Below are 21135 nucleotides of genomic sequence, written 5' to 3' on the forward strand. Positions count from 1 at the left end.
ACGGAGTTCAAAGACTCGTTGACGGAGTTCAAAGACTCGTTGACGGAGTTCAAAGACTCGTTAACGGAGCTAAAAGACTCGTTGACGGAGCTAAAAGACTCGTTGACGGAGTTCAAAGTTTCCTGAATAAGTTTTATTAATTGCTGATTGTAAATATTTTTCGCATCTCTGTGTCCCCATTTTTGATGCAATACGCTTAGAATAAAGCTTTTTTCTCTCCCTTTGCTCTCCCTGCTACCTACTGCCCTACTTATTCTCCAGCTAGGTTCATCCAATAGGATGAATTGTCATTTTTACCACTAAGTAACAATAAAGAAGTCAAATAGAGTATAAAAATATGTCATCTGCCCAAGTGCCCTCCCTACCACCCCTGATTCCGCGCGAAATTCTGTTTGGGAATCCCGAAAAAACCAGTCCACAACTCTCGCCTGATGGCAAGTACTTGGCATATATCGCCCCCGATGAGAAAAATGTCTTGCAAGTTTGGTTGCGAACTGTCGGACAAGAAGACGACCAAATACTAACTGCTGACAAAAAACGTGGTATCCGCATTTTCTTCTGGACTTATAACGCCGACCAGTTGATTTATATGCAGGACTCAGATGGCGACGAGAACTTTCACCTCCATTTGGTGAATATTCACTCCAAGATTGTGCGTGACTTAACCCCATTCCAGGGTGTAAAAGCCGAACTTGTGGAACTGGAACCTAAATTTCCAGATCAAGTGCTGGTAGCGTTGAACTTGAACAACCCCCAAAAGTTTGACGTTTACCGCATCAACCTAAAAAATGGTGCAGTGGAGTTCGACACCGACAACCCCGGTAATATTATCAGTTGGACATCTGACGCCCAGTTTCAAATACGTGCAGCAACAGCTAGCACACCCGATGGTGGTTATGATTTGTTATTGCAGAAAACGGCAGACAAACAGTGGGAAATTCTTCGCCACTGGGGGCTAGAGGAAGAAGGGGGTTCTGTTAGCTTCTCCACTGATGGCAAAACTCTTTATATTCAAGGCAATCATGATGCTAATGCCAAACGTCTGCTAGCTGTTGACCTAGATACTCGTAAAGAAACTGTCATTGCTGAAGATGAACAGTATGATGTCGTGGGGATAATCATTCAGCCATTGACACGAGTTATCCAAGCAGTTTCTTTCTACAAAGACAAACAAGAATGGCAGATAATTGATCGCACTATCGCCGCTGATTTTGAGGAAATCGCCAAGGTGAGTCCTGGGGAATTCTCTCTAATTAGCCGCGATTTGGAAGATAAAACCTGGCTAGTAGCTTATAGAACTGACGATGGGCCAGTTTATTACTATGCCTATAATAGAGAGTCAAAAACCAGCACCTTCCTCTTTAGCAATCAACCTAAACTCGAAGCGTTGCAGTTAGCTTCAATGCAACCGATTTCTTATGAAGCGCGGGATGGCTTGACTATCCACAGTTACCTAACAACCCCTGTGGGAATACCTACCCAGAATCTACCAACAGTACTGCTGGTTCATGGTGGCCCTTGGGCGCGAGATGTTTGGGGTTTCTCTCCCACAACGCAATGGCTAGCTAACCGGGGTTATGCTGTTTTGCAAGTGAACTTTCGCGGTTCTACTGGCTATGGAAAAGCATTTTTGAATGCTGGTAATCGCGAATGGGCTGGCACAATGCACGACGACTTAATTGACAGCGTGAACTGGCTAGTGGAACAAGGTATTTCCGACCCCCAAAAGATTGCGATTATGGGCGGTTCTTATGGTGGTTACGCCACCTTAGTGGGATTGACTTTTACACCAGAAATCTTTGCTGCTGGTGTGGATATTGTCGGGCCGAGTAACTTAATAACGCTGATAGAAACTATACCGCCTTATTGGGAACCATTGAAGGCAATGCTTTATCACCGTGTTGGTAACTTGGAGACAGAATCAGAGTTTCTGAAATCGCGATCGCCTTTATTCTTCGCTGACCAAATTCAAAAACCTTTACTCATCGGTCAAGGTGCAAACGATCCACGGGTGAAACAATCAGAAAGTGATCAAATTGTCAACGCAATGCAACAGGCTGGTTTGCCAGTGCAATATGCACTTTACACAGATGAAGGGCATGGTTTTGCCAGACCAGAAAATCGCTTGCATTTCTTTGCGATCGCCGAAGAGTTTCTCGCCAAATATTTAGGCGGTAGATTTGAACCTTTAGCAGATATCCCCGGTCATTCAGGAATAGTTAAATAAAGTTTCACGCATGGTGGTTAGTGTCATTCACCCACCACCTTAATATTTTCAATCTAGTAAACGTATACACCAAGAAGCCAGTGTACCAAAACACAAAAATATTACACCCTGTTTTTTGGCTTATTCATACTCAACTTTCGCTTTAAGTGCTATATCGAAGGCTTCTAAATGTGACAAATCTTCAGCCCCCCATAGTTCACCGTTATTAATACCCTCTGGCTGTAATACGTTACAAATAGGCGGATTTAAAAAGATAGGTTTTTTTAGGGCAATACCCCAGACATCAGCTCCTTCATAACCACAACTATTTTTGTAGTCAACAAGACTTTCTCCTAAGAAATGCAAATCTTTATCGGCAGCAAAGCTTTTTTCATCATATTTAAAAATTTTTTCAACAGCCATCCATCCTACAATTGCATAAGAAGGAAATGTTTGATCGTTAAGTTCATAAGAGTCTAGATATTTTTTACCTTCTTCTGAATTAGAAAAGTTTAATGTGTGAACTAATAATGTACTATCTTTGTAGTTAAGTTCATGATTAATTGGGTCAAATATTACTAATGTGGTGTACTCACACATTAACAAACCTAGAGCCTCTTCAATGGATAGAGAAACAGCTAAATGCCTGTAAAAACCTCGTTGGTGATAAGCAGAATATTCATGAGGATTGACACGAGTGACTTGGGTATAAAAATCTTTTATATACTGTGAAAAATTTAACTTTGGATTTTTCGGATCATAGCTTTCTGTTATATCTTTTAACGTAGTTAAATAAGTACAGGCTTCAGAGGATTCTTTGATCCGCATAAAGCCAAAGCCAAAATTTCCACAAAATCTTTTGAATTCATTAAACTGTTTTGAATTCAATAGTTGAGGCGGATCTATTAAATAACCAGTACCAAAAGCGTCATAAGAATGATTATTTTCATAATTATTTGTAACTGTCTCTCCACAAATAAATTTAGACCAAAGATAATATTGTTTTGGTTTGTTACCTATCCCTACTATCAAAAAAATTGTATCGCCTACTGTATTTAAAACGGCTCTTTTATTAGTTGATATACCACGCACAACTTCGCCATAATCATATTTTTCAATTAGGGATTCATCAAGAATCATTTCAACAGGTACGTAACCTAGAACATTATAATTATGGTATTGAACCCAAAATTTAGGTTCAGAATCAATTTCCTTTTTCTTTCGGGCAGGTGTCCAAGTATTGCAGTTATATTCTGGGTCAATAGTATTTATCCAGAATCGCTCTCTTTCCATCAGTTTATCTTCTGTGCATTGTTCAATAACTTTAAAATCAAATAAACCTGTTTTTACTGGTGTAGTCACTACCTCTTTTAGATCATATTTTAAAAAGGCATATCTAAGTGGATAACTTCCAATTTCCAATACATTTGGCTTATTCAACCCTCTTGTATCTTGTTTCCATCTCCTGTATATGTTCCGTGATTGTCCAATGTAAGATTTACCATTAACAGTATTTGAAATCTGATAAATACCACAAACCATGTTTGTTCTCCTTTCTGAAAAGACTAAATTACTGCCTCAGCTTCAGGCAGTCAAATTTTCCACCATCAGAGTTTAGTATTCCCATAATCTTTAGATATTTATCACCAACAGCAACCTCACAATCTAATCTCGTCAATCAGGCTATATCCACGCTGAGTTGGCCAGAGGTAGTATGGTAAGAATCACTGTGCAACATGTACGCACTCGAAAATTTACAAGCCGCTACCAGGCAAAAAAACTGCGTGATCGCACCTCTCAAATCGCTGCGTCTGTCTGCCTTTTAAATTTAAACTAAGAAATGGCATCACCCGCATTGCTTTATCCAGCGTTGAGTACTTGCTCTGCGGTTAGCTGAAATTCTGGGAAAATAGTAGAAGCGATCGCAAAAAACTTTCTCGCCAAATACTTAGGTGGGAGATTTGAACCTACTCTGATGCTCAGACTCATCTTTTTGCAAGAGAAAATCGAGATAGTCTTGTAATTGCAACAGCCTCGCTGATAGCTGGCGTAACTTGGCTAAAATCATTTCTTCTTGCTGCCACTGGGCAATGGGGATAATTTGAGATGCTGGTACTTCGATCGTTACATGGGGCAGATCAAACCCTTCCAAACTATACCCGTCTTCTTCCCCTTCAGGCATGGGATAATGTTCCACAATTGTTGCAACATTCCCTCGCTTCAGGTTATATTCTGGTAAGTCTTGTGCTAACGCAACTTGGGAGAATAGGGGGTGCTGTACCTTCATGAGTTTACTCCTTGATCTCGCACTTCTCAAATAACTTCATCTGTCTTCCTTACCCGCATTACTTTCTCCAGCATTAAGTACTTGCTCTACAGTTAGCTGTAATTCTGCGAAAATGGTAGAAGCGATGTCTACGACGGGCTACACCTACGCAAAAAACTTTCTCGCCAAATACTTAGGTGGTAGATTTGAACTTTTGGCAGAGAGGCTGAGAAGAAAAGTTTTGGATTCGTAAATGATAAGCAAAGCATCCTGAAAAAATCTTCAGGATGCTTACTGCTATCTTTGACCTTGCTTGACCCTCCTTTCCAATTCAGCTTCAGCCTCTTCTATCGACATTAGCTGTGGATTTGGATTGGCTGCGTGCAAGCGATCAACGTATGCGTGAAACGCTTCAGTGCTGTTAGGATTTTGCAACACGTAAACTCGTAACTCGGCATCAGTCATATCCACAAAGTTGGGTTGTGTCATTTGGTAACTACCTCTCCATTGGGATAAATTTCTATTTCTATTGTCTCTCCCACCAACATCACTAGACGTTTTGTCCTTTCGTCCATCCGCACTAAGTTAATTGGTCGAAGTAAATTGCTCATCCTCACCGACATTTGGTAAAAGCTTCGCAATTGTTCTATTGTTGGTTGCAATTTTACCTCATATTCAGTTTTCAATGTTTGGTCAAATCATCGAAGCTTACTTCATATAAAAGTTCGCGTGAGCGAAGTTAAATCGCTTTTCGATTCAATGTTGGCTGATTATTTCAAGCGATCGCTTCCCTAAAATTGTTGCAAAAACCGCAAATCGCTAGCATACAAGCGACGAATATCATCGATTTGATGTAACACCATTGCAAAGCGTTCTACACCAAAACCGGCAGCAAACCCTGTATAAATTTCTGGGTCATAACCCACAGACTTAAGTACATTTGGATCGACCATACCGCAGCCCATCACCTCCAGCCAACGCCCATTCCACTGCAAATCCACTTCAGCCGAGGGTTCGGTAAACGGGAAATAACTGGCGCGGAAGCGAATTGGTAAATCGCCAAATATTGCTTGTAAAAATACCTTAATTGTGCCTTTGAGGTCTGTAAAAGTTAGTCCCTCATCAATGGCTAAAAGTTCTATTTGATGGAAAACTGCTGAGTGAGTCGCGTCTACATTATCTCGCCGATAAACTCGCCCTGGAGCCACAACCCGAATCGGTGGTTCTTCTCTTTCCATGTAACGAATTTGTACTGATGAGGTATGAGTGCGGAGAAGATTACCGTCTGGCAGGTAGAAGGTATCCTGCATATCACGGGCGGGGTGGTCAGGGGGGGTATTGAGAGCCTCGAAATTATAGTAATCTGTTTCCATCTCTGGCCCTTGAGCCACGGTATAACCCATACCAACAAAAATATCCAGCGCCCGGTCGATAATACCATTGAGGGGATGAATCCGACCTTGGGGGCTGTAAATTCCTGGCATACTTACATCCAGAGTTTCCGCCTCTAGCAAAGCTTGAATTTGTGCAGATTCCAGGGCGGTGCGTTGCTGATCTAGACTAGTTTGCAGGGATTCTTTGACTGTATTGGCGATCGCACCAATTATCGGTCGTTCCTCTGCGCTAAGGCTCCCCATACTTCGCAACAGTGCCCCCAGTTCGCCTTTCTTACCCAGATAGTTAACTCTGAGTTCTTCCAGACGTTCTAGGGTGTCGGCGGCTGCGATCGCTTTTTCTCCTGACTGCCGCAGTGCTAAAAGTTGAGCTTCTAAATTGCTAGTCATTAGTTATTAGTCATTGGTCATTAGTCATTAGTCATTAGTTTATAGTCAAAAGCTGTGAACTGCTCGATAAATAAACTTATAGCTATGCCATTAACATACCTCAAAGATAGGCAAACTTCCTCTGTGCTGTACTAGTACAGCACCGCAGAAATAAACACCGATTCAAAATCAATAAAACGCTTACGCTGTATATCTGTTTGAATTTTGAATTCCGCGTTGCGGTACTAGTGAGTATATATGTTTTTTTCCTGTTTGTGACCTGCGACATTGACAAATGCCTAATAACAAATAACAAATAACTAATGACCAACGATCAATGACTATGAAATTACTAATTAGCAACGATGACGGCATTTCTGCCTTGGGGATTCGTACCCTAGCCAACTACTTGGCAGAGGCAGGTCATGATGTGAGTGTAGTTTGCCCAGATCGCGAGCGATCGGCAACTGGACATGGGTTAACTTTACACCAACCAATTCGCGCCGAAATTGTTGAAGAGATTTTTCATCCGGCTGTCAAAGCTTGGGCTTGCGATGGTACGCCTTCAGATTGCGTCAAATTGGCGCTGTGGGCTTTGCTCTCGACTCCCCCCGATTTGGTTCTCTCTGGCATTAATCAAGGTGCGAACTTGGGAACTGAAATTTTGTATTCCGGCACTGTTTCTGCGGCAATGGAAGGTCTAATTGAAGGCATTCCCAGTGTAGCGCTGAGTCTTAGTAGTCACACATCTAAAGACTTTAAACCTGCTGCTAAGTTTGCCAAAATTCTCGTAGATCAGTTAGCCCAAAAACCTCTGCCAGGTTTAATGTTGCTCAACGTCAATATTCCTGCCCTCAAATGGGAAGAAATTGCTGGAGTTACTCTCACCCGTCAAGGAATGCGGCATTACATTGATGTGTTTGATAAACGAGTTGATCCTCGTGGAAAAACGTACTACTGGTTAACCGGAGAGGTAATTGAGGATGTAGAACCCCTAACCGGATTAAATCTGCCTCAAAATGTACCTACAGACGTAGACGTTATACGTAAAAACTACATCAGTATAACGCCGTTACAATACAATCTAACCTACGCAGATGGACTAGATAAATTGTCTGACTGGGAATTCAATTTTCCGTGAATCATTTGATTTCTCAACACAAAATTGGGGTTATTTGAATGCATCACAGAAAAATGTAGGCTATAACGTAGGGACACTCTTGAAATAAACGATACACATCGACCCCAAAAACTGGAAAATTCTCCCTGAGAGTATCTCATCCACATTTACACAATCAGCCAGAAACAGGATATGCTGTTTTACCAAGAAATCCTCCCTCTTACTAAATCGGTGAGACAGCATAAACTTAGACAAAATAAGTCATAATTTTTCCTCTTATCGCCCGCTCAGTCCAGCAAGCAACACCCATGTCTAGGATAGAGAACCAATTTACCGTACAATTTTGGGGCGTGCGCGGCAGCATCCCCAGTCCAGGGCCAGACACCGTTCGTTACGGCGGTAATACCCCTTGCATATCAATGCAAGCGGGCGATAAACGCTTAATTTTCGATGCTGGCACGGGACTACACGTTTTGGGGCAATCTTTGTTGCGCCAAATGCCGTTAGAAGCTCATATATTTTTTACCCACTCTCACTGGGATCACATGCAGGGTTTTCCCTTCTTTACTCCAGGGTTTGTGAAGGGGAATGACTTTCATATTTACGGCGCGATCGCACCTGATGGTTCTACCATAGAACAGCGCCTGAATGACCAAATGTTGCACCCCAACTTTCCCGTACCCTTGCAGATTATGCAAGCCAATTTAAATTTCTACGACATTCGACCGGGGCAACCAATACACATTGATGACCTTACCCTGGAAACAGCACCTTTAAATCATCCAGGTGAAGCCGTAGGATACCGCGTCAACTGGCGTGGAGGCGCTGCTACTTATATAACTGATACCGAACATTTTCCCGACCGACTCGATGAGAATGTGCTGTGGCTAGCTCGTAATGCCGACATTCTGATTTACGATTCTACCTACACTGACGAAGAATACCACTCCCCAACATCCCCGAAAATTGGCTGGGGACATTCTACTTGGCAAGAAGCTGTAAAGGTGGCGCAAGCTGCTAATGTCAAAACTCTAGTGATTTACCACCACGACCCCGCACACGATGACGACTTTTTAGATCGTGTCGGGGTACAAGCAGCTGCGAAATTTCCTGGGGCGATTATGGCACGGGAAGGAATGGTACTTGAGGTTCCCACCTCAGTTTCGTTATCAGAATCTTTTCCTGTTAGAAAGTCTTCTGTCTAAAGATTGCGATCGCAGTAATTGGAGATTTTAGATTAGATTGGTGATCAGAAGCTTTCAGCACGAGAGCGTACCTGTTGGCTGCACGGTGAGACAGCCCTGCCCAGAGTTGTCACGCCGACCACAGGTTCAGGGCGACAACAGGAGGACATACTTTATAGATTCACCAACACAGCCCAGACACCCACAGATGCCCTCTCTTGCGGCTGATCGAAGGGTAAAACCTCGTTGCAGTCTTAACACTGAACTAGAGCTTTTTAGCTCTGGTATTTGGGGTTATCTGGACTTAGCAAAAAGCTTGTCAAGCTGATGCCCAAGATATCATCTTGGGAAACTTCCCGTGGGTTAGGCTTTTGGCTGATAGCTAAAAGGGTGTCATCAACACCCTGGCTGATTGCACAAGACCTCATGGGCAGTTGGTGAAAGTTCAGACCATCTATAAAAGCTGTTCTCCTGAAAGCGGTTTACCATCAGGTAGCTTTCTGCTGATAGCTAAAATAAACCTAAACTCTCAGAATCCACGTGCGAAATTTGTCTCAAAATGGGTGTTCTGTGTGGGTTGCTTCTTCAAGCGAAGAGCTGCTAACGCCGACTGCTGTTGCCCTTGGCAAGTTTGATGGTGTTCATCTTGGTCATCAAAGGGTAATTCAACCAGTCTTGCACGCTGGTAGTCACTTGTCAGTAGCTAGTAGTCCGCAGTCAAACGAAAATCAACAACTAACAAATAGAGAATATATCTATTCAACAGTTGTCACCTTTGACCCCCATCCACACGAGTTTTTTACGGGGCAACCCCGGAGTTTGTTAACGCCACTGGATGAAAAAGTCCAACAATTGCGATCGCTTGGGGTAGAACAACTAGTACTACTATCCTTTGACAAAGAACTATCTGCCTTGACCCCCGAAGAATTCGTCGAAAAAATTCTTGTGCAACAACTGCGATGCCAGCGAATTAGCATCGGGCAGGATTTTTGTTTTGGCGAAAAGCGCAGGGGTACTGCTAAAGATTTGCAATTAATCGCCGCCAAGTACAATATCCCGGTTGCGATCGTTCCCTTACAAACTTATACAGGTAACTTGCCCACCGAAAGCAGTTGCCTCAATACTCCTCCGCCTCAGCATGCCCGCATTAGCACTTCATTAATCCGCCAAACCCTTGAGTCCGGCGACATCGAAAACGCAAATCTCCTACTAGGACGCCCCTACACTCTCCTTGGTGTTGTCGTTCAAGGTCAACAACTGGGCAGAACGATTGGCTTTCCCACCGCCAACCTCCAACTACCAAAAGAAAAGTTTTTGCCCCGCCAAGGAGTTTACGCTGTCCGCGTTTTCACTCTCAGTGAAACATCAGATGCTACTTCAAGTGAGAGCTTGGGCGTAATGAATATCGGTAATCGTCCAACTGTAAACGGTACTTATTCATCTGCCGAAGTACATTTATTCGATTGGTCTGGGGATTTGTATGGCAAAAAACTACTTGTGCAGCTAGTTAAATTTTTGCGCCCTGAACAAAAATTTCCTTCTCTAGAAGCTCTGAAAACACAAATTCAACTTGACTGCGTTGTTGCTAGAGAAGTTTTGAGTGCTGGAGCGCAAAATAAAAGTTAGGAGTTAAGAGTTAGGAGTTCTAAGTGGGAACAATATATTTAGGCAAATTGGGCATTGGGAAGAATCCAGTCCCCAATCCCTACTCGCTACTCCCCACTCCCGGCACCGCATGAGAGAAAAAATTGACGCTTTAACACAAAATCTAGCTCTTACCATCGTTGGCAAAACTGAGGCAATACGCTTAGTGCTAGTCGCCCTGCTAGGTGGTGGTCATGCCCTCCTAGAAGATGTCCCTGGTGTTGGTAAAACCTTGCTCGCTAAATCTCTAGCTCGTTCAGTGGATGGCAAGTTTCAACGGCTACAATGTACCCCTGATTTACTGCCAACTGACATTACTGGCACCAACATTTGGAACCCAAAAAGCGGCGAATTTACTTTTCTTCCTGGGCCAGTCTTTGCTAATGTGCTGTTAACTGACGAAATTAACCGCGCTACACCCCGCACTCAGTCAGCTTTACTGGAAGTTATGGAAGAACATCAGGTGACAGTCGATGGTGTCTCTCGTGCAGTTCCCCAGCCCTTCTTTGTGATTGCCACTCAAAACCCTATCGAGTACCAAGGTACTTTTCCTCTGCCAGAAGCGCAAATGGATCGGTTTATGTTGTCGCTGAGTTTGGGCTATCCTTCCGAGGCAGAAGAACTCCAGATGCTGCAAAATCTCCAAAATGGTGTGAAAGTTGCTGATTTGCAGCCTTGTATTACCTTGGCAGAAGTACAGGAATTACGTTACCTCTGCTCTCAAGTAAAAGTGGCAACTTCCTTGCAACAGTACATCCTCGAATTGGTGCGGGCAACACGGCAAGATGAGGAAATCACCCTTGGCATCAGTCCGCGTGGCACATTAGCATTACAACGGGCTGCCAAAGCGCTAGCTTTTCTCTTAGGGCGTGATTATGCTATTCCCGATGATGTGAAATTTCTCGTCCCTCACGTTCTTTGCCATCGCCTGATTCCTAGAGGAGGACGCAATGCTAGAACTGTTGTTGAGCGATTATTGCGATCGGTTTCTATTCCTTAAGGTAACAAAAGATAGACAACAGTTGATTCCAAGTTTTGACCTAATTGCGAAATCCGAGATATTTTAGCTGATTTTTCTAGTGAGTCAGGTTAAAATTGCCAAGATATTTTTCCTTGGATACAGGACTTACGCAAACAATAGCCCAAACCCAGATTTTACAGTACGCGCAATTCATGAATTGCCCCTACGCTGTGTAGTTTTGCGTAAGTCCTAGTATAGTCAGTGGTGCGCTGAATAGACATTTATATTACTGTTGTGGATATCAAAGATGCGTTGCTTGCCAAAAGTACTTACGCCAAATCACCAAACACTGCCAATACTGCGTAAGTCTTATGATTAGCACAAGCGCCACTTCTGAATATTTGGGAATGTGAGGAATGTCAATTTTTGTTAAGCGCAAAACCCGCGATGCCTACGGCGGGCTACGCCAACGCCAAGGGCTACAGCAAAGCGCCGAATATGAATTCAAACGCCAATTTTTCGGTTTACTTTTGGTAATTGTAACATGGAGCCTAGCTATGGGCTGGCTTCTAGCCTTAGCAACTAACGCTCAAAGTGCCACTCCCTCCGCCGAAATTGGCACTGTTGACGTAGTACCTGCACAGTACCAACTGGGGCAAGAACTGTATTTAGAAAACTGCTCCACATGCCACATCGGCTTACCACCAGCCGTTTTGCCCACCCAAACTTGGAAAGATCTTTTGGAAGACTCTCAGCACTACGGCGCACAACTAAAGCCTTTAGTCGATCCGCAGCGCATCTTAGTGTGGAAATATCTTTCGACTTTTTCCCGTGTCCAGCTAAACGACGAAGAAACACCCTATCGTCTCAACAACTCGCGTTATTTCAAAGCTTTGCATCCAGGAGTTAAGTTACCACGTCCCGTCCAGCTTGGCAGCTGTGTCGGCTGTCATCCCAGTGCTAGTGATTACAATTTCCGCCGCCTGACAGCAGAGTGGAAGTGAAGACTTAGGAGTGAGAAGTTAGGAGTTAAAAATTCATAACTCTTAACTCAAAACTCTTAACTCATAATTCCTCACTCTATTCTCCCACTCCTTCTCCGGCCTCATCTGGGGGCAAAATGATACTATGAAGAAAGAGTAAATATAAGATAAGAGTTAAAACCAATCATTTAAGAAACTGATTGGCTCGTTTTTCTCCTGTTTTTGAGGTAATTCTCATTTCACACCCATCCACGACCGAAACGGTTGGGCTGGGTTAAATGTTTATAATCAATGCTGAACCTTTAATTCCCATCCCCCTTGATTCAGTTCTATAATCTGCCATGCTAAAACTTTTGTTGGGCGACCCCAACGCTCGTAAGCTTAAAAAATACCAACCTTCTGTTACTGAAATTAACCTTTTAGAGGAAGACATTAAAGTTCTTTCCGATGATGAGTTAAAAGGTAAAACCGCCGAATTTAAACAACGGGTTGCCAAAGGCGAAACTCTCGATGACCTATTGCCAGAAGCTTACGCCGTTGTCCGGGAAGCAGGACGACGAGTTTTAGGCTTGCGGCACTTTGATGTACAACTCCTTGGTGGGATCATTTTGCATATAGGGCAAATTGCCGAAATGAAAACCGGCGAGGGTAAAACATTGGTCGCCACTTTACCGAGTTATCTGAATGCCCTCACTGGTAAAGGTGTACACGTCATCACCGTGAACGATTACTTGGCTCGTCGGGATGCGGAATGGATGGGACAGGTGCATCGATTCTTGGGGCTGAGTGTGGGGCTAATCCAGGCAAGCATGAATCCCAGCGAACGCCAGAAAAATTACGACTGCGATATTACCTATGTCACCAACAGTGAGATCGGGTTTGACTACCTGCGCGATAACATGGCGACATCAATGGCAGATGTGGTGCAACGCCCATTCAATTATTGTGTGATTGACGAGGTAGACTCGATTTTAATTGATGAAGCGCGGACACCACTGATTATTTCTGGGCAGGTGGAAAGACCTACAGAAAAGTATCTGCAAGCGGCTGAAATTGCATTCACACTCAAAAAAGACGAGCATTACGATGTGGATGAAAAAGCTCGTAACGTGCTATTGACAGATGAAGGCTTTGCTGAATCGGAAAATCTTTTAGGAGTCACAGATTTATTTGACCCAGAAGATCCTTGGGCGCACTTTGTTTTCAATGCGATTAAAGCCAAAGAACTTTTTCTCAAGGACGTAAATTACATCGTCCGCGATGGGGAAGTGGTAATTGTGGATGAATTTACCGGTCGGGTGCTACCCGGACGGCGTTGGAGTGATGGATTACACCAGGCTATTGAAGCTAAAGAACATGAAGAAATTCAGCCAGAAACTCAAACTCTAGCGACAATTACTTATCAAAATATGTTTTTGCTGTATCCAAAACTCGGTGGAATGACCGGAACGGCAAAAACGGAAGAACCAGAATTTGAAAAAATTTACAAACTGGAAGTCGCGGTAATTCCCACGAATCAATCCAGAAGACGCGAAGACTTGTCTGATATGGTCTTTAAGACAGAAGCAGGTAAGTGGGGTGCGATCGCTAAAGAATGTGCCGAAATGCACGAACTCGGCAGACCTGTATTAGTAGGAACCACTAGTGTAGAAAAATCCGAACTTCTCAGCCGACTGCTGAAGCAGCTGGAGATTCCCCACGAATTACTCAACGCCCGACCGGAAAACGTGGAGCGTGAGGCGGAAATAGTCGCCCAAGCCGGACGCAAAGGTGCTGTTACCATTGCTACTAACATGGCTGGTAGAGGTACTGATATAATCTTGGGTGGTAACTCCGAATATATGGCGCGTCTGAAGCTGCGGGAATACTTCATGCCCCGAATCGTCATGCCAGAGTCAGAAGACAGCTTTGGCGTTCAAAGAGCAGCCGGATTACCAACAGGACACGGCAGTGGTCAAGGTTTTGCCCCTGGTAAAAAAGTCAAAACTTGGCGGGCTTCACCAGAGATTTTCCCTACCCAGTTGACAAAAGAAACGGAGAAACTACTTAAAGAAGCAGTAGATATTGCGGTACGTGAATATGGCGATCGCAGTTTACCGGAATTGGAAGCAGAAGACAAGGTAGCGATCGCCGCAGAAAAAGCTCCCATCGACGACCCCGTGATTCAGAAATTGCGGTCAGCTTACAACCGCATTAAGCAGGAATACGAACAATTTACTACCCGCGAACACAATGAAGTAGTGGAAATCGGTGGTTTGCACGTAATTGGTACAGAACGCCATGAATCGCGGCGGATTGACAACCAGTTGCGCGGACGTGCAGGAAGGCAAGGCGACCCTGGAACAACGAGATTTTTCCTAAGTTTAGAGGATAATTTACTGCGGATTTTTGGTGGTGAGCGGGTTGCTGGGTTAATGAATGCTTTCCAAGTGGAAGAAGATATGCCCATCGAATCTGGGATGCTTACCCGCAGTTTGGAAGGCGCACAGAAAAAAGTTGAAACCTACTACTACGACATTCGGAAGCAGGTGTTTGAGTATGACGAGGTGATGAATAATCAACGTCGTGCTATTTATGCCGAACGCCGCCGAGTTTTAGAAGGTCAAGATTTGAAAGAACAGGTAATCAAGTACGCTGAAAAAACGATGGATGACATCGTTGACTACTACATCAACGTAGACTTGCCCTCGGAAGAGTGGGAGTTAGAAAAGTTGGTTGAGAAAGTCAAAGAATTCGTCTATCTCTTAGCGGATTTGCAGCCAAATCAATTAGAGGATATGTCTGTCAGCGAGATTAAAGCCTTCCTCCATGAACAGGTGCGAATTGCTTACGACCTCAAAGAAGCGCAGATTGACCAAGTTCAACCCGGACTGATGCGCCAAGCTGAACGCTTTTTTATCTTGCAACGCATTGATACTCTGTGGCGGGAACACCTGCAACAAATGGATGCCTTGCGCGAATCGGTAGGATTGCGTGGTTATGGGCAAAAAGATCCGTTGATTGAGTATAAGAGCGAGGGTTACGAACTCTTCTTGGATATGATGGTTAACATTCGCCGAGATGTAGTCTACTCGTTGTTCATGTTCCAGCCCCAGCCGCAGCAAATGATGCAGGCTTCGTCTGAGATGGTGTAAGTAGCGAATATCTCATGCAGAGACGCAGAGGCGCAGAGGCGTTTTTGCGTCTTTGTGTTTTAAGGCATCTCTCAAAAATATTTTGTTTTCAGGAGTTTACTGAAATGGGTAAGCTGGTACTGCCAAATCTTCAGGGTAAGCAAATGGGGCAAGTAATAGTTACACTCACTGTCACAAATCGAATTGATCAAGTTTTGGCACAGCGAGGCTTTATTTCTTCGGAGGAAGTTCGCTCTTATACTCTGAATGATGTTTTAGTTGATACGATCGCAACTTTGCTGTGTTTACCTGCTAGGATTATTAGTCAACTAGGTTTAGTCCAAGGTGGAGAAGCCTAGGTAGAGACTGCTGCTGGAGTGCAGCAGAGGCGAATTTTCCGAGATGTTGAACTTAGTATTGCAGAGCGTCAAGGAACTTTTGATTGTTTGGAACTCACAGAAGTACCATATCCCCTTTTAGGTGTAACGCCAATGGAAGTTTTAGGGTTAGAACCAGACCTGAAAAATCGGAAGTTGCGGATTTTACCGATGAATTCTGAGCAAATTTATCTGAGTATATTGTAAGCGATCGCTCTACATTAAGTATTAAAAGCTTACGCAATTTTACTAGTGCGCTCGTCTGCCTGCTTCTGGTAAATTCACTTCAGGCAAATATCAAAATATGGAATTTGTGCGTTGATTCTGTCACAGTGTGTCTAAATTCGATTGCTAGTGCTTTGCAAGCATAAAAAAAGTACTTTTTATGCTTGTTTTATGACCAAGTTAGTTGAAAACCGATGTCTGACAACGAGCCGCTACGCGTCTACGCAAAAATGACACAATTTTCTGAAATTTAACAAAATGCGATCGCTTATACTTGGCGTAGTTTTGGGGTTGTCTGTGGTGCGCTTTAATAACTAGGCAAGCAGAGACAAGCTAGCCTATAAAATAGCTGATATAATATGAATAGCAGTCAAGAGGTCTGACCTTTTCAGATCGCGGAAGCTAGGTCTTCCCTTGACTGATTTTTATTGTCTAAAAATATAGAACAGCCATGTATTTGCTGTATGCAGATGAGTCTGGCACAAGGCACGACTCAAACCAACAATATTTTGTACTGGCTGGATTTTGTGTATTTGAGCGTCAAGGATACTGGATTTCTGATCAGCTTGACCAAATTGCTGCTAGATTTGATCCCGATGATCCAGTATCAGTTGAATTGCACGGTAGTCCAATGCTGAGTGGTAGAGGAAAGTGGAGGAGCTATCGTAAGAGTGATAGAGAGAAAGCTATTGAAGATATTTTGCAGGTTTTCCTACAGTCACACCCAAGTAACCGACTCTTCGCAAGTGTGATTAAGAAGGCTGTAGTATCACCAAAAGACCCTGTTGAAGTTGCATTTGAACAACTGGCTAGTAGGTTTGATAGGTATTTGATCAGGCAGCACAAAAATGATAATACACAGAGAGGCATCATAATTTTTGACAAATCCACTTACGAGACAACAATTCAATCTTTAGCAACTGACTTTAGAACTATTGGATACAGTTGGGGTGTTATCAGAAACTTTTCTGAAGTACCTTTATTTTTAGACTCAAAAGCTTCGAGACTAATTCAACTTGCTGATATACTCGCTTACGCAGTTTTCAGACATTTTGAAAAGGGAGATAGTAGATTTTTCTCTATTATTCAGTCTAGATTTGATTCTGAAGGCGGTATAGTTCATGGATTACACATACAGCAATAAAATTATATTTGTCTAACACCACACTCCAATGCAACTTTCTGAAGCTAAACAGATACGATCGCTTCTACTTGGCGTAGTTTTGGGGTTGTCTGTGGTGCGATCGCAAAGTAAAGTAGTTTATCTAAACTGTTAAACCGTAAAGCTATACCTAATCCTAGCCCAACTAGAATAAGTTTAGGACGCTGGACAGGAGAGAAAAATGGATACATCTATCCTTGATCAGGTGATTGAGCAACTGAAAGTTATGCCCCAAGACTTGCAGTTGCAAGTGCTTGAATTTGCACGCGCCTTGGCAGGTTCAACAATTCAAGGTGTTCCAGGTCAGCAACTACTACGTTTTGCAGGTTCAATACCAACAGATGACATACAGTTAATCCGCGAAGCAATTGAACAGGACTGTGAGCAGGTTGACACCAATGAATGGTAAATACCCGAATCAGTCGTATGGTTTTAGCTAGGATGAGAAAATGAAGATCATTCCCTTGAAAAGTTGGATATTCTTCGTTCTTCTCAAATACCAAGAATTGGGCTAAGTCGATTTTTTTATCAAATCCACAATCTGGAATGCAAGGGCGTGTTTCTACTTCTACCTTTATTAAAAATTAAAAAATGAATATTCAAGAAGCTTTTAATACTGCCGTAGGAGATTACGATTAGAACTACAGAGTACTGGAGGCTATTGCCGATGAATTGGAAGAGCTACATCTGTCTGACGGCGGGGTAGTTCACTCTGCCAGTCTTGTCAAGTTTACAATGGGGAAAAGGTCACACTTCAGGAAAGCGCACCATGCCGAAAATCACCCTGGAAGTATCAGAAGAACTATCTAAAAAACTAGCACAAGTAGGCGATCGCTTACCTGAATTACTTGCTCTGAGCCTCCAACAACCAGCTGTACCAGCACAAGTTTACCGATATATCCTGGATTTTCTGGCCAGCAACCCCACTCCTGAACAAATTGCTGAATTTAAACCCACCCCCGAAATGCAAGAACGGTTGCGTACCTTGTTAACACGCAGTAACGCCGGTGAACTCACACCCACGGAATTGAAAGAACTAGATGAGTATGAACGTATTGAACACTTAGTTGTGATGATTAAAGCAGGTAACTTATCTTATTTGACCAGTTAACCGTGAGTGGAACCTATATTCCGGTTAATCTTCGCCGACTGGTAGAAGAACGCGCAAATTACAGATGTGAGTATTGTCAGTTACCCGCAGCAGTTACCTTTTTCCCCCATGAAATCGATCATGTTATTGCCCAAAAGCACGGCGGTGCAACGAATGTTGATAATTTAGCACTTACCTGCTGGCGGTGTAACCGTCACAAAGGCACTGACTTAGGATCGTTTGATCCAGAAACAGAGGCTTTTAGTTTTCTGTTCAACCCACGCACCCAAAAATGGGGTGAACACTTCACCTTTTCAGAACTCGAGCTGCTAGGATTAACGCCTCCAGGACGTACAACAATTAGATTACTACAAATAAATAGCGACGAACGACTAGCTGAACGGCGGAGATTGCGCTGAATAAAGAAGTGTAAGTCACTGTTCAGAACTGCCGTGGGCATTTACTTACTCTCGTTACAATGATGTGAAGGAAACTTTCAGCAGAACATACAACGCTGAGAATTAGCCTAAAAATATCATTTGGTGCGATCGCAGGAGGCAAAAAATGGGCTTGGCTGGATTAAGAATTGTGTTGGTAGAACCAGCCGGGCCGATAAATATCGGCGCGATCGCCAGGGTAATGAAAAATTTCGGGCTATATAATTTAGTATTAGTAAATCCCCAATGCGATCCGCTATCATCGGAAGCTTTGATGATGGCTGTTCATGGTCAGGATATTTTAGAATCTGCGGTATTAGTGGCAACTTTACCAGAAGCATTGCATGGATGTGTCAGAGCGATCGCTACCACCGGACGCTTTCGGAGTTTGCAAACACCCTTAGAAAACCCCCGCACTGCACTACCCTGGTTACTGGAGGAACCAGAAAAACCCACAGCACTAATTTTTGGCAGAGAAGACCGGGGATTAAGCAATGAAGAATTAAATTATGCACAGAGGTTTGTTTGCATTCCCACAAGTCAAGATTATCTAATCCTAAATTTGGCTACTGCTGTGGCAATCTGCTGTTATGAATTGTCACAATGTACAGAACAACCTCAAACTCAGACCTTACCCCAAACTGAACTTGCACCAATAGATGTTGTGGAAGCATACTACCAGCATTTAGAATCACTATTATTGAAAATTGGTTATGTATATCCGCATACGGCAGCTAGTCGCATGGAAAAATTTCGCCAGATGTATAATCGCGCTCACCTGAAAACAGGGGAAGTAGCGATGCTACGAGGGATTTTGCAGCAGGTAGAATGGGCGCTTAAAAACCAGAGGGATGGTGAAAACTTGTAATTATTCGTTTAATATATACGCAATCATGCCCCTAAAATAATTAATATGGCTTAAACTGAACACAAAAATGCTACTTAGTGGCAAAGTAGAATTTGAGTATTAATATTGCTTAAAGATTAAGTTTTGGGTCAGGAGTCTGCAAGAAAACAGTCAAGTGGGTCACAAGGAGTAACTGTGTCAGAGTCAAGTGACGAACTAACAGCTTTCTCGCGGCGTCAACCCTTAAATCGCCGCCAACGTCCACAAAAAGTTCAAAAAGTGGCACAAAAGAAAGTTAAAGCTAAGAGCCAGCAGCAAGGTGCCAATGGACGACAAGCGGCGCTAACACGCCCAAAAAATCAAATCAGTCCTCAGACAATCCCTGGTGCTACACGTAGGGTAAAATCAGGCTTAGTCATGCCATCGGCAGTAAAACCAATACCTAGTGTCAAAGGAAAAATTCCTCCTTTCCGACCAGGTGCTGTGATGGTCAAATCAGTACGGATGGAAAAGCCAAAAACAGGCCGGCGTTCATCGCGGAAGACGCGGTTAAAGCCAATGGCCAAAACCATCTTGTATATTGTGCGGTTATTGATTGTGGGTGTTGGGATGGGTGCAATTGTGGGCACGGTGTTATCAGTATTAGACCCGGCTAATCGGATTATCACAACTTCTGCGCCCCAATCTAATAGTAATGTGGTGCGATCGCAGCCACAGCCTACCCAAACTCCCCCAGGCGGAGTTTCCAGCCTCTACCTATCCCAGGAAATTATCCCTTTGAAAAATGCCGTGCAAAATTTGGCGAATACCAACCCAAATCTTACACCCGGAGTTTTCTTAGTAGATTTAGATACTGGTAATTATGTAGATGTCAATGGCTCCGCCAGTTTTCCGGCGGCTAGCACAATTAAACTGCCGGTTCTAATTGCCTTTTTCCAGGATGTGGATGCCGGGAAAATTCACCTGGATGAAATGCTGACCATGCAACAGGATATCATAGCTGGCGGTTCGGGAACTCTGCAATACAAACCAGCCGGAACCCAATACGCCGCTCTGGAAGTCGCCACAAAAATGATTACAATCAGCGACAACACAGCGACAAATATGTTGATTGCGCGATTAGGAGGAATGGATGCTTTAAACCAACGTTTCCGCACTTGGGGATTGACAAATACAACAATTCGTAATCAACTCCCAGATTTGCAAGGGACAAACACCACTAGTCCGAAGGAATTGGGGAATTTGATGGCGATTGTGAGTCAGGGAAATTTAGTGAGTATGCCATCACGCGATCTTATGCTAGATATTTTGCGTCGCACCCAAAAAGACACTTTGCTACCATCAGGTTTGGGAACAGGCGCAAGAGTATACCACAAAACGGGCGATATTGGCACAATGTTGGCAGATACAGGTTTAATTGTTGTTCCAACTGGCAAGCGCTACATAGCATCTGTGATGGTACAACGCCCTAATAACGACCCCCGCGCCGAAAAACTGATTAGCTCAATTTCTCGTGCTGCCTACCAAGAATTTAGCCAAAATGCTGTTACACCAAGCACTATCCCCGCAAATGGTTATCAGCCCCCAGTTGTGAATCCTGCACCCAACGGTACGACAGGCACTGTACCCATGAGTGGTTATCAGCCCCCTGTTGTGAATTCTGCACCCAACAGTATGGGAGGAACTGTACCCGCCAATGGTTATCAATCTCCAGTTATGAATCCGCAATATTACCCCCCAAGATAATTTGGGATTTT

The 21135-nt window shown here is 43.5% G+C and carries 22 protein-coding genes and 1 pseudogene; 16 read left to right on the top strand and 7 right to left on the bottom strand.

Translation table 11 applies throughout. The features are described from left to right. Window positions 1-140: pseudogene (locus HWQ38_RS40350) on the top strand (hypothetical protein); the annotation flags it as partial. Between the two features lie 197 nt (window positions 141-337). Beyond that, the gene (locus tag HWQ38_RS06655) at window positions 338-2227 is read left to right on the top strand and encodes a S9 family peptidase (protein WP_292791379.1); all 1890 of its coding nucleotides are present in this window, start codon (window positions 338-340) and stop codon (window positions 2225-2227) included. Between the two features lie 120 nt (window positions 2228-2347). Here the strand turns inward: HWQ38_RS06655 and HWQ38_RS06660 are convergent, their stop codons facing one another. From HWQ38_RS06660 to pheS, 5 genes are all read right to left on the bottom strand, one after another. Continuing rightward, complete coding sequence (locus HWQ38_RS06660) at window positions 2348-3748, bottom strand: GIY-YIG nuclease family protein (RefSeq protein ID WP_292791382.1); 1401 nt, start codon at window positions 3746-3748, stop codon at window positions 2348-2350. A 406-nt stretch (window positions 3749-4154) separates the two neighbouring features. Further along, window positions 4155-4493: a DUF4926 domain-containing protein gene (locus HWQ38_RS06665; protein WP_292791385.1), complete on the bottom strand. Its 339-nt coding sequence runs from the start codon at window positions 4491-4493 to the stop codon at window positions 4155-4157. Window positions 4494-4769: 276 nt separating this feature from the next. After that, the gene (locus tag HWQ38_RS06670) at window positions 4770-4961 is read right to left on the bottom strand and encodes a hypothetical protein (protein WP_292791388.1); all 192 of its coding nucleotides are present in this window, start codon (window positions 4959-4961) and stop codon (window positions 4770-4772) included. Continuing rightward, a complete protein-coding gene (locus tag HWQ38_RS06675) occupies window positions 4958-5158 on the bottom strand; it encodes a hypothetical protein (RefSeq protein ID WP_292791478.1) in 201 nt (66 codons plus the stop codon). The genes HWQ38_RS06670 and HWQ38_RS06675 overlap by 4 nt, the downstream gene beginning before the upstream one ends. 105 nt (window positions 5159-5263) lie before the next feature. Continuing rightward, the gene (gene pheS, locus HWQ38_RS06680; RefSeq protein ID WP_292791392.1) at window positions 5264-6256 is read right to left on the bottom strand and encodes a phenylalanine--tRNA ligase subunit alpha; all 993 of its coding nucleotides are present in this window, start codon (window positions 6254-6256) and stop codon (window positions 5264-5266) included. Window positions 6257-6578: 322 nt separating this feature from the next. On the opposite strand from pheS, the gene surE reads away from it, so the two are divergent. Then, window positions 6579-7376 carry a 5'/3'-nucleotidase SurE gene (gene surE / locus HWQ38_RS06685; protein WP_292791476.1) on the top strand — a complete coding sequence of 266 codons (798 nt, stop codon included), beginning with the start codon at window positions 6579-6581 and terminating at the stop codon, window positions 7374-7376. 287 nt (window positions 7377-7663) lie between these two features. Then, window positions 7664-8560 (top strand): MBL fold metallo-hydrolase, encoded by an 897-nt coding sequence (locus tag HWQ38_RS06690; protein ID WP_292791395.1) that lies wholly within the window; start codon window positions 7664-7666, stop codon window positions 8558-8560. A gap of 254 nt (window positions 8561-8814) precedes the next feature. On the opposite strand, the gene HWQ38_RS06695 is transcribed toward HWQ38_RS06690, so the two are convergent. After that, a complete protein-coding gene (locus tag HWQ38_RS06695) occupies window positions 8815-8967 on the bottom strand; it encodes a hypothetical protein (protein ID WP_292791398.1) in 153 nt (50 codons plus the stop codon). Window positions 8968-9079: 112 nt separating this feature from the next. On the opposite strand from HWQ38_RS06695, the gene HWQ38_RS06700 reads away from it, so the two are divergent. The 7 genes from HWQ38_RS06700 (at window position 9080) to HWQ38_RS06725 (ending at window position 16986) form a co-directional block, all read left to right on the top strand. Then, a complete protein-coding gene (locus HWQ38_RS06700) occupies window positions 9080-10165 on the top strand; it encodes a bifunctional riboflavin kinase/FAD synthetase (protein WP_292791401.1) in 1086 nt (361 codons plus the stop codon). 109 nt (window positions 10166-10274) lie between these two features. After that, window positions 10275-11183 (top strand): MoxR family ATPase, encoded by a 909-nt coding sequence (locus HWQ38_RS06705; protein WP_292791404.1) that lies wholly within the window; start codon window positions 10275-10277, stop codon window positions 11181-11183. Window positions 11184-11560: 377 nt separating this feature from the next. Beyond that, on the top strand, window positions 11561-12148 hold the full coding sequence (locus HWQ38_RS06710; protein ID WP_292791407.1) for a cytochrome C: 588 nt from the start codon (window positions 11561-11563) through the stop codon (window positions 12146-12148). A gap of 320 nt (window positions 12149-12468) precedes the next feature. Continuing rightward, window positions 12469-15261 (top strand): preprotein translocase subunit SecA, encoded by a 2793-nt coding sequence (gene secA, locus HWQ38_RS06715; protein WP_292791410.1) that lies wholly within the window; start codon window positions 12469-12471, stop codon window positions 15259-15261. A 14-nt stretch (window positions 15262-15275) separates the two neighbouring features. Next, window positions 15276-15599, top strand: coding sequence for a hypothetical protein (locus tag HWQ38_RS40355; RefSeq protein ID WP_366933245.1), 324 nt, complete (start codon window positions 15276-15278; stop codon window positions 15597-15599). Between the two features lie 18 nt (window positions 15600-15617). Then, window positions 15618-15824 carry a hypothetical protein gene (locus HWQ38_RS40360; protein ID WP_366933246.1) on the top strand — a complete coding sequence of 69 codons (207 nt, stop codon included), beginning with the start codon at window positions 15618-15620 and terminating at the stop codon, window positions 15822-15824. 469 nt (window positions 15825-16293) lie between these two features. Next, entirely contained in the window at window positions 16294-16986 is a 693-nt protein-coding gene (locus tag HWQ38_RS06725; protein ID WP_292791412.1) for a DUF3800 domain-containing protein, read from the top strand. A 44-nt stretch (window positions 16987-17030) separates the two neighbouring features. Here the strand turns inward: HWQ38_RS06725 and HWQ38_RS06730 are convergent, their stop codons facing one another. Beyond that, window positions 17031-17195 carry a hypothetical protein gene (locus HWQ38_RS06730; RefSeq protein WP_292791414.1) on the bottom strand — a complete coding sequence of 55 codons (165 nt, stop codon included), beginning with the start codon at window positions 17193-17195 and terminating at the stop codon, window positions 17031-17033. On the opposite strand from HWQ38_RS06730, the gene HWQ38_RS06735 reads away from it, so the two are divergent. From HWQ38_RS06735 to HWQ38_RS06755, 5 genes are all read left to right on the top strand, one after another. Continuing rightward, on the top strand, window positions 17186-17413 hold the full coding sequence (locus HWQ38_RS06735; protein WP_292791416.1) for a hypothetical protein: 228 nt from the start codon (window positions 17186-17188) through the stop codon (window positions 17411-17413). The genes HWQ38_RS06730 and HWQ38_RS06735 overlap by 10 nt on opposite strands. 360 nt (window positions 17414-17773) lie before the next feature. After that, the gene (locus HWQ38_RS06740; protein ID WP_292791419.1) at window positions 17774-18115 is read left to right on the top strand and encodes a hypothetical protein; all 342 of its coding nucleotides are present in this window, start codon (window positions 17774-17776) and stop codon (window positions 18113-18115) included. 2 nt (window positions 18116-18117) lie between these two features. Beyond that, window positions 18118-18513: an HNH endonuclease signature motif containing protein gene (locus HWQ38_RS06745; RefSeq protein ID WP_292791421.1), complete on the top strand. Its 396-nt coding sequence runs from the start codon at window positions 18118-18120 to the stop codon at window positions 18511-18513. A 145-nt stretch (window positions 18514-18658) separates the two neighbouring features. Continuing rightward, on the top strand, window positions 18659-19399 hold the full coding sequence (locus HWQ38_RS06750) for an RNA methyltransferase (protein WP_292791424.1): 741 nt from the start codon (window positions 18659-18661) through the stop codon (window positions 19397-19399). Between the two features lie 174 nt (window positions 19400-19573). Next, a complete protein-coding gene (locus tag HWQ38_RS06755) occupies window positions 19574-21124 on the top strand; it encodes a serine hydrolase (protein WP_292791427.1) in 1551 nt (516 codons plus the stop codon). The last annotated feature ends 11 nt before the right edge of the window (window positions 21125-21135 follow it).

Origin of the sequence: Nostoc sp. NMS7, from assembly GCF_017115085.1 — a bacterium.
Taxonomy (GTDB): Bacteria; Cyanobacteriota; Cyanobacteriia; order Cyanobacteriales; family Nostocaceae; genus Nostoc.

Excerpts from the sequence above, each read along its gene's own strand:
- HWQ38_RS06655 (WP_292791379.1), top strand. The coding sequence starts at position 338 with ATGTCATCTGCCCAAGTGCCCTCCCTACCACCCCTGATTCCGCGCGAA.
- HWQ38_RS06660 (WP_292791382.1), bottom strand. The coding sequence starts at position 3,748 with ATGGTTTGTGGTATTTATCAGATTTCAAATACTGTTAATGGTAAATCT.
- HWQ38_RS06665 (WP_292791385.1), bottom strand. The coding sequence starts at position 4,493 with ATGAAGGTACAGCACCCCCTATTCTCCCAAGTTGCGTTAGCACAAGAC.
- HWQ38_RS06670 (WP_292791388.1), bottom strand. The coding sequence starts at position 4,961 with ATGACACAACCCAACTTTGTGGATATGACTGATGCCGAGTTACGAGTT.
- pheS (WP_292791392.1), bottom strand. The coding sequence starts at position 6,256 with ATGACTAGCAATTTAGAAGCTCAACTTTTAGCACTGCGGCAGTCAGGA.
- surE (WP_292791476.1), top strand. The coding sequence starts at position 6,579 with ATGAAATTACTAATTAGCAACGATGACGGCATTTCTGCCTTGGGGATT.
- HWQ38_RS06690 (WP_292791395.1), top strand. The coding sequence starts at position 7,664 with ATGTCTAGGATAGAGAACCAATTTACCGTACAATTTTGGGGCGTGCGC.
- HWQ38_RS06695 (WP_292791398.1), bottom strand. The coding sequence starts at position 8,967 with ATGAGGTCTTGTGCAATCAGCCAGGGTGTTGATGACACCCTTTTAGCT.
- HWQ38_RS06705 (WP_292791404.1), top strand. The coding sequence starts at position 10,275 with ATGAGAGAAAAAATTGACGCTTTAACACAAAATCTAGCTCTTACCATC.
- HWQ38_RS06710 (WP_292791407.1), top strand. The coding sequence starts at position 11,561 with ATGTCAATTTTTGTTAAGCGCAAAACCCGCGATGCCTACGGCGGGCTA.
- secA (WP_292791410.1), top strand. The coding sequence starts at position 12,469 with ATGCTAAAACTTTTGTTGGGCGACCCCAACGCTCGTAAGCTTAAAAAA.
- HWQ38_RS40355 (WP_366933245.1), top strand. The coding sequence starts at position 15,276 with ATGCAGAGACGCAGAGGCGCAGAGGCGTTTTTGCGTCTTTGTGTTTTA.
- HWQ38_RS06725 (WP_292791412.1), top strand. The coding sequence starts at position 16,294 with ATGTATTTGCTGTATGCAGATGAGTCTGGCACAAGGCACGACTCAAAC.
- HWQ38_RS06735 (WP_292791416.1), top strand. The coding sequence starts at position 17,186 with ATGGATACATCTATCCTTGATCAGGTGATTGAGCAACTGAAAGTTATG.
- HWQ38_RS06730 (WP_292791414.1), bottom strand. The coding sequence starts at position 17,195 with ATGTATCCATTTTTCTCTCCTGTCCAGCGTCCTAAACTTATTCTAGTT.
- HWQ38_RS06740 (WP_292791419.1), top strand. The coding sequence starts at position 17,774 with ATGCCGAAAATCACCCTGGAAGTATCAGAAGAACTATCTAAAAAACTA.
- HWQ38_RS06750 (WP_292791424.1), top strand. The coding sequence starts at position 18,659 with ATGGGCTTGGCTGGATTAAGAATTGTGTTGGTAGAACCAGCCGGGCCG.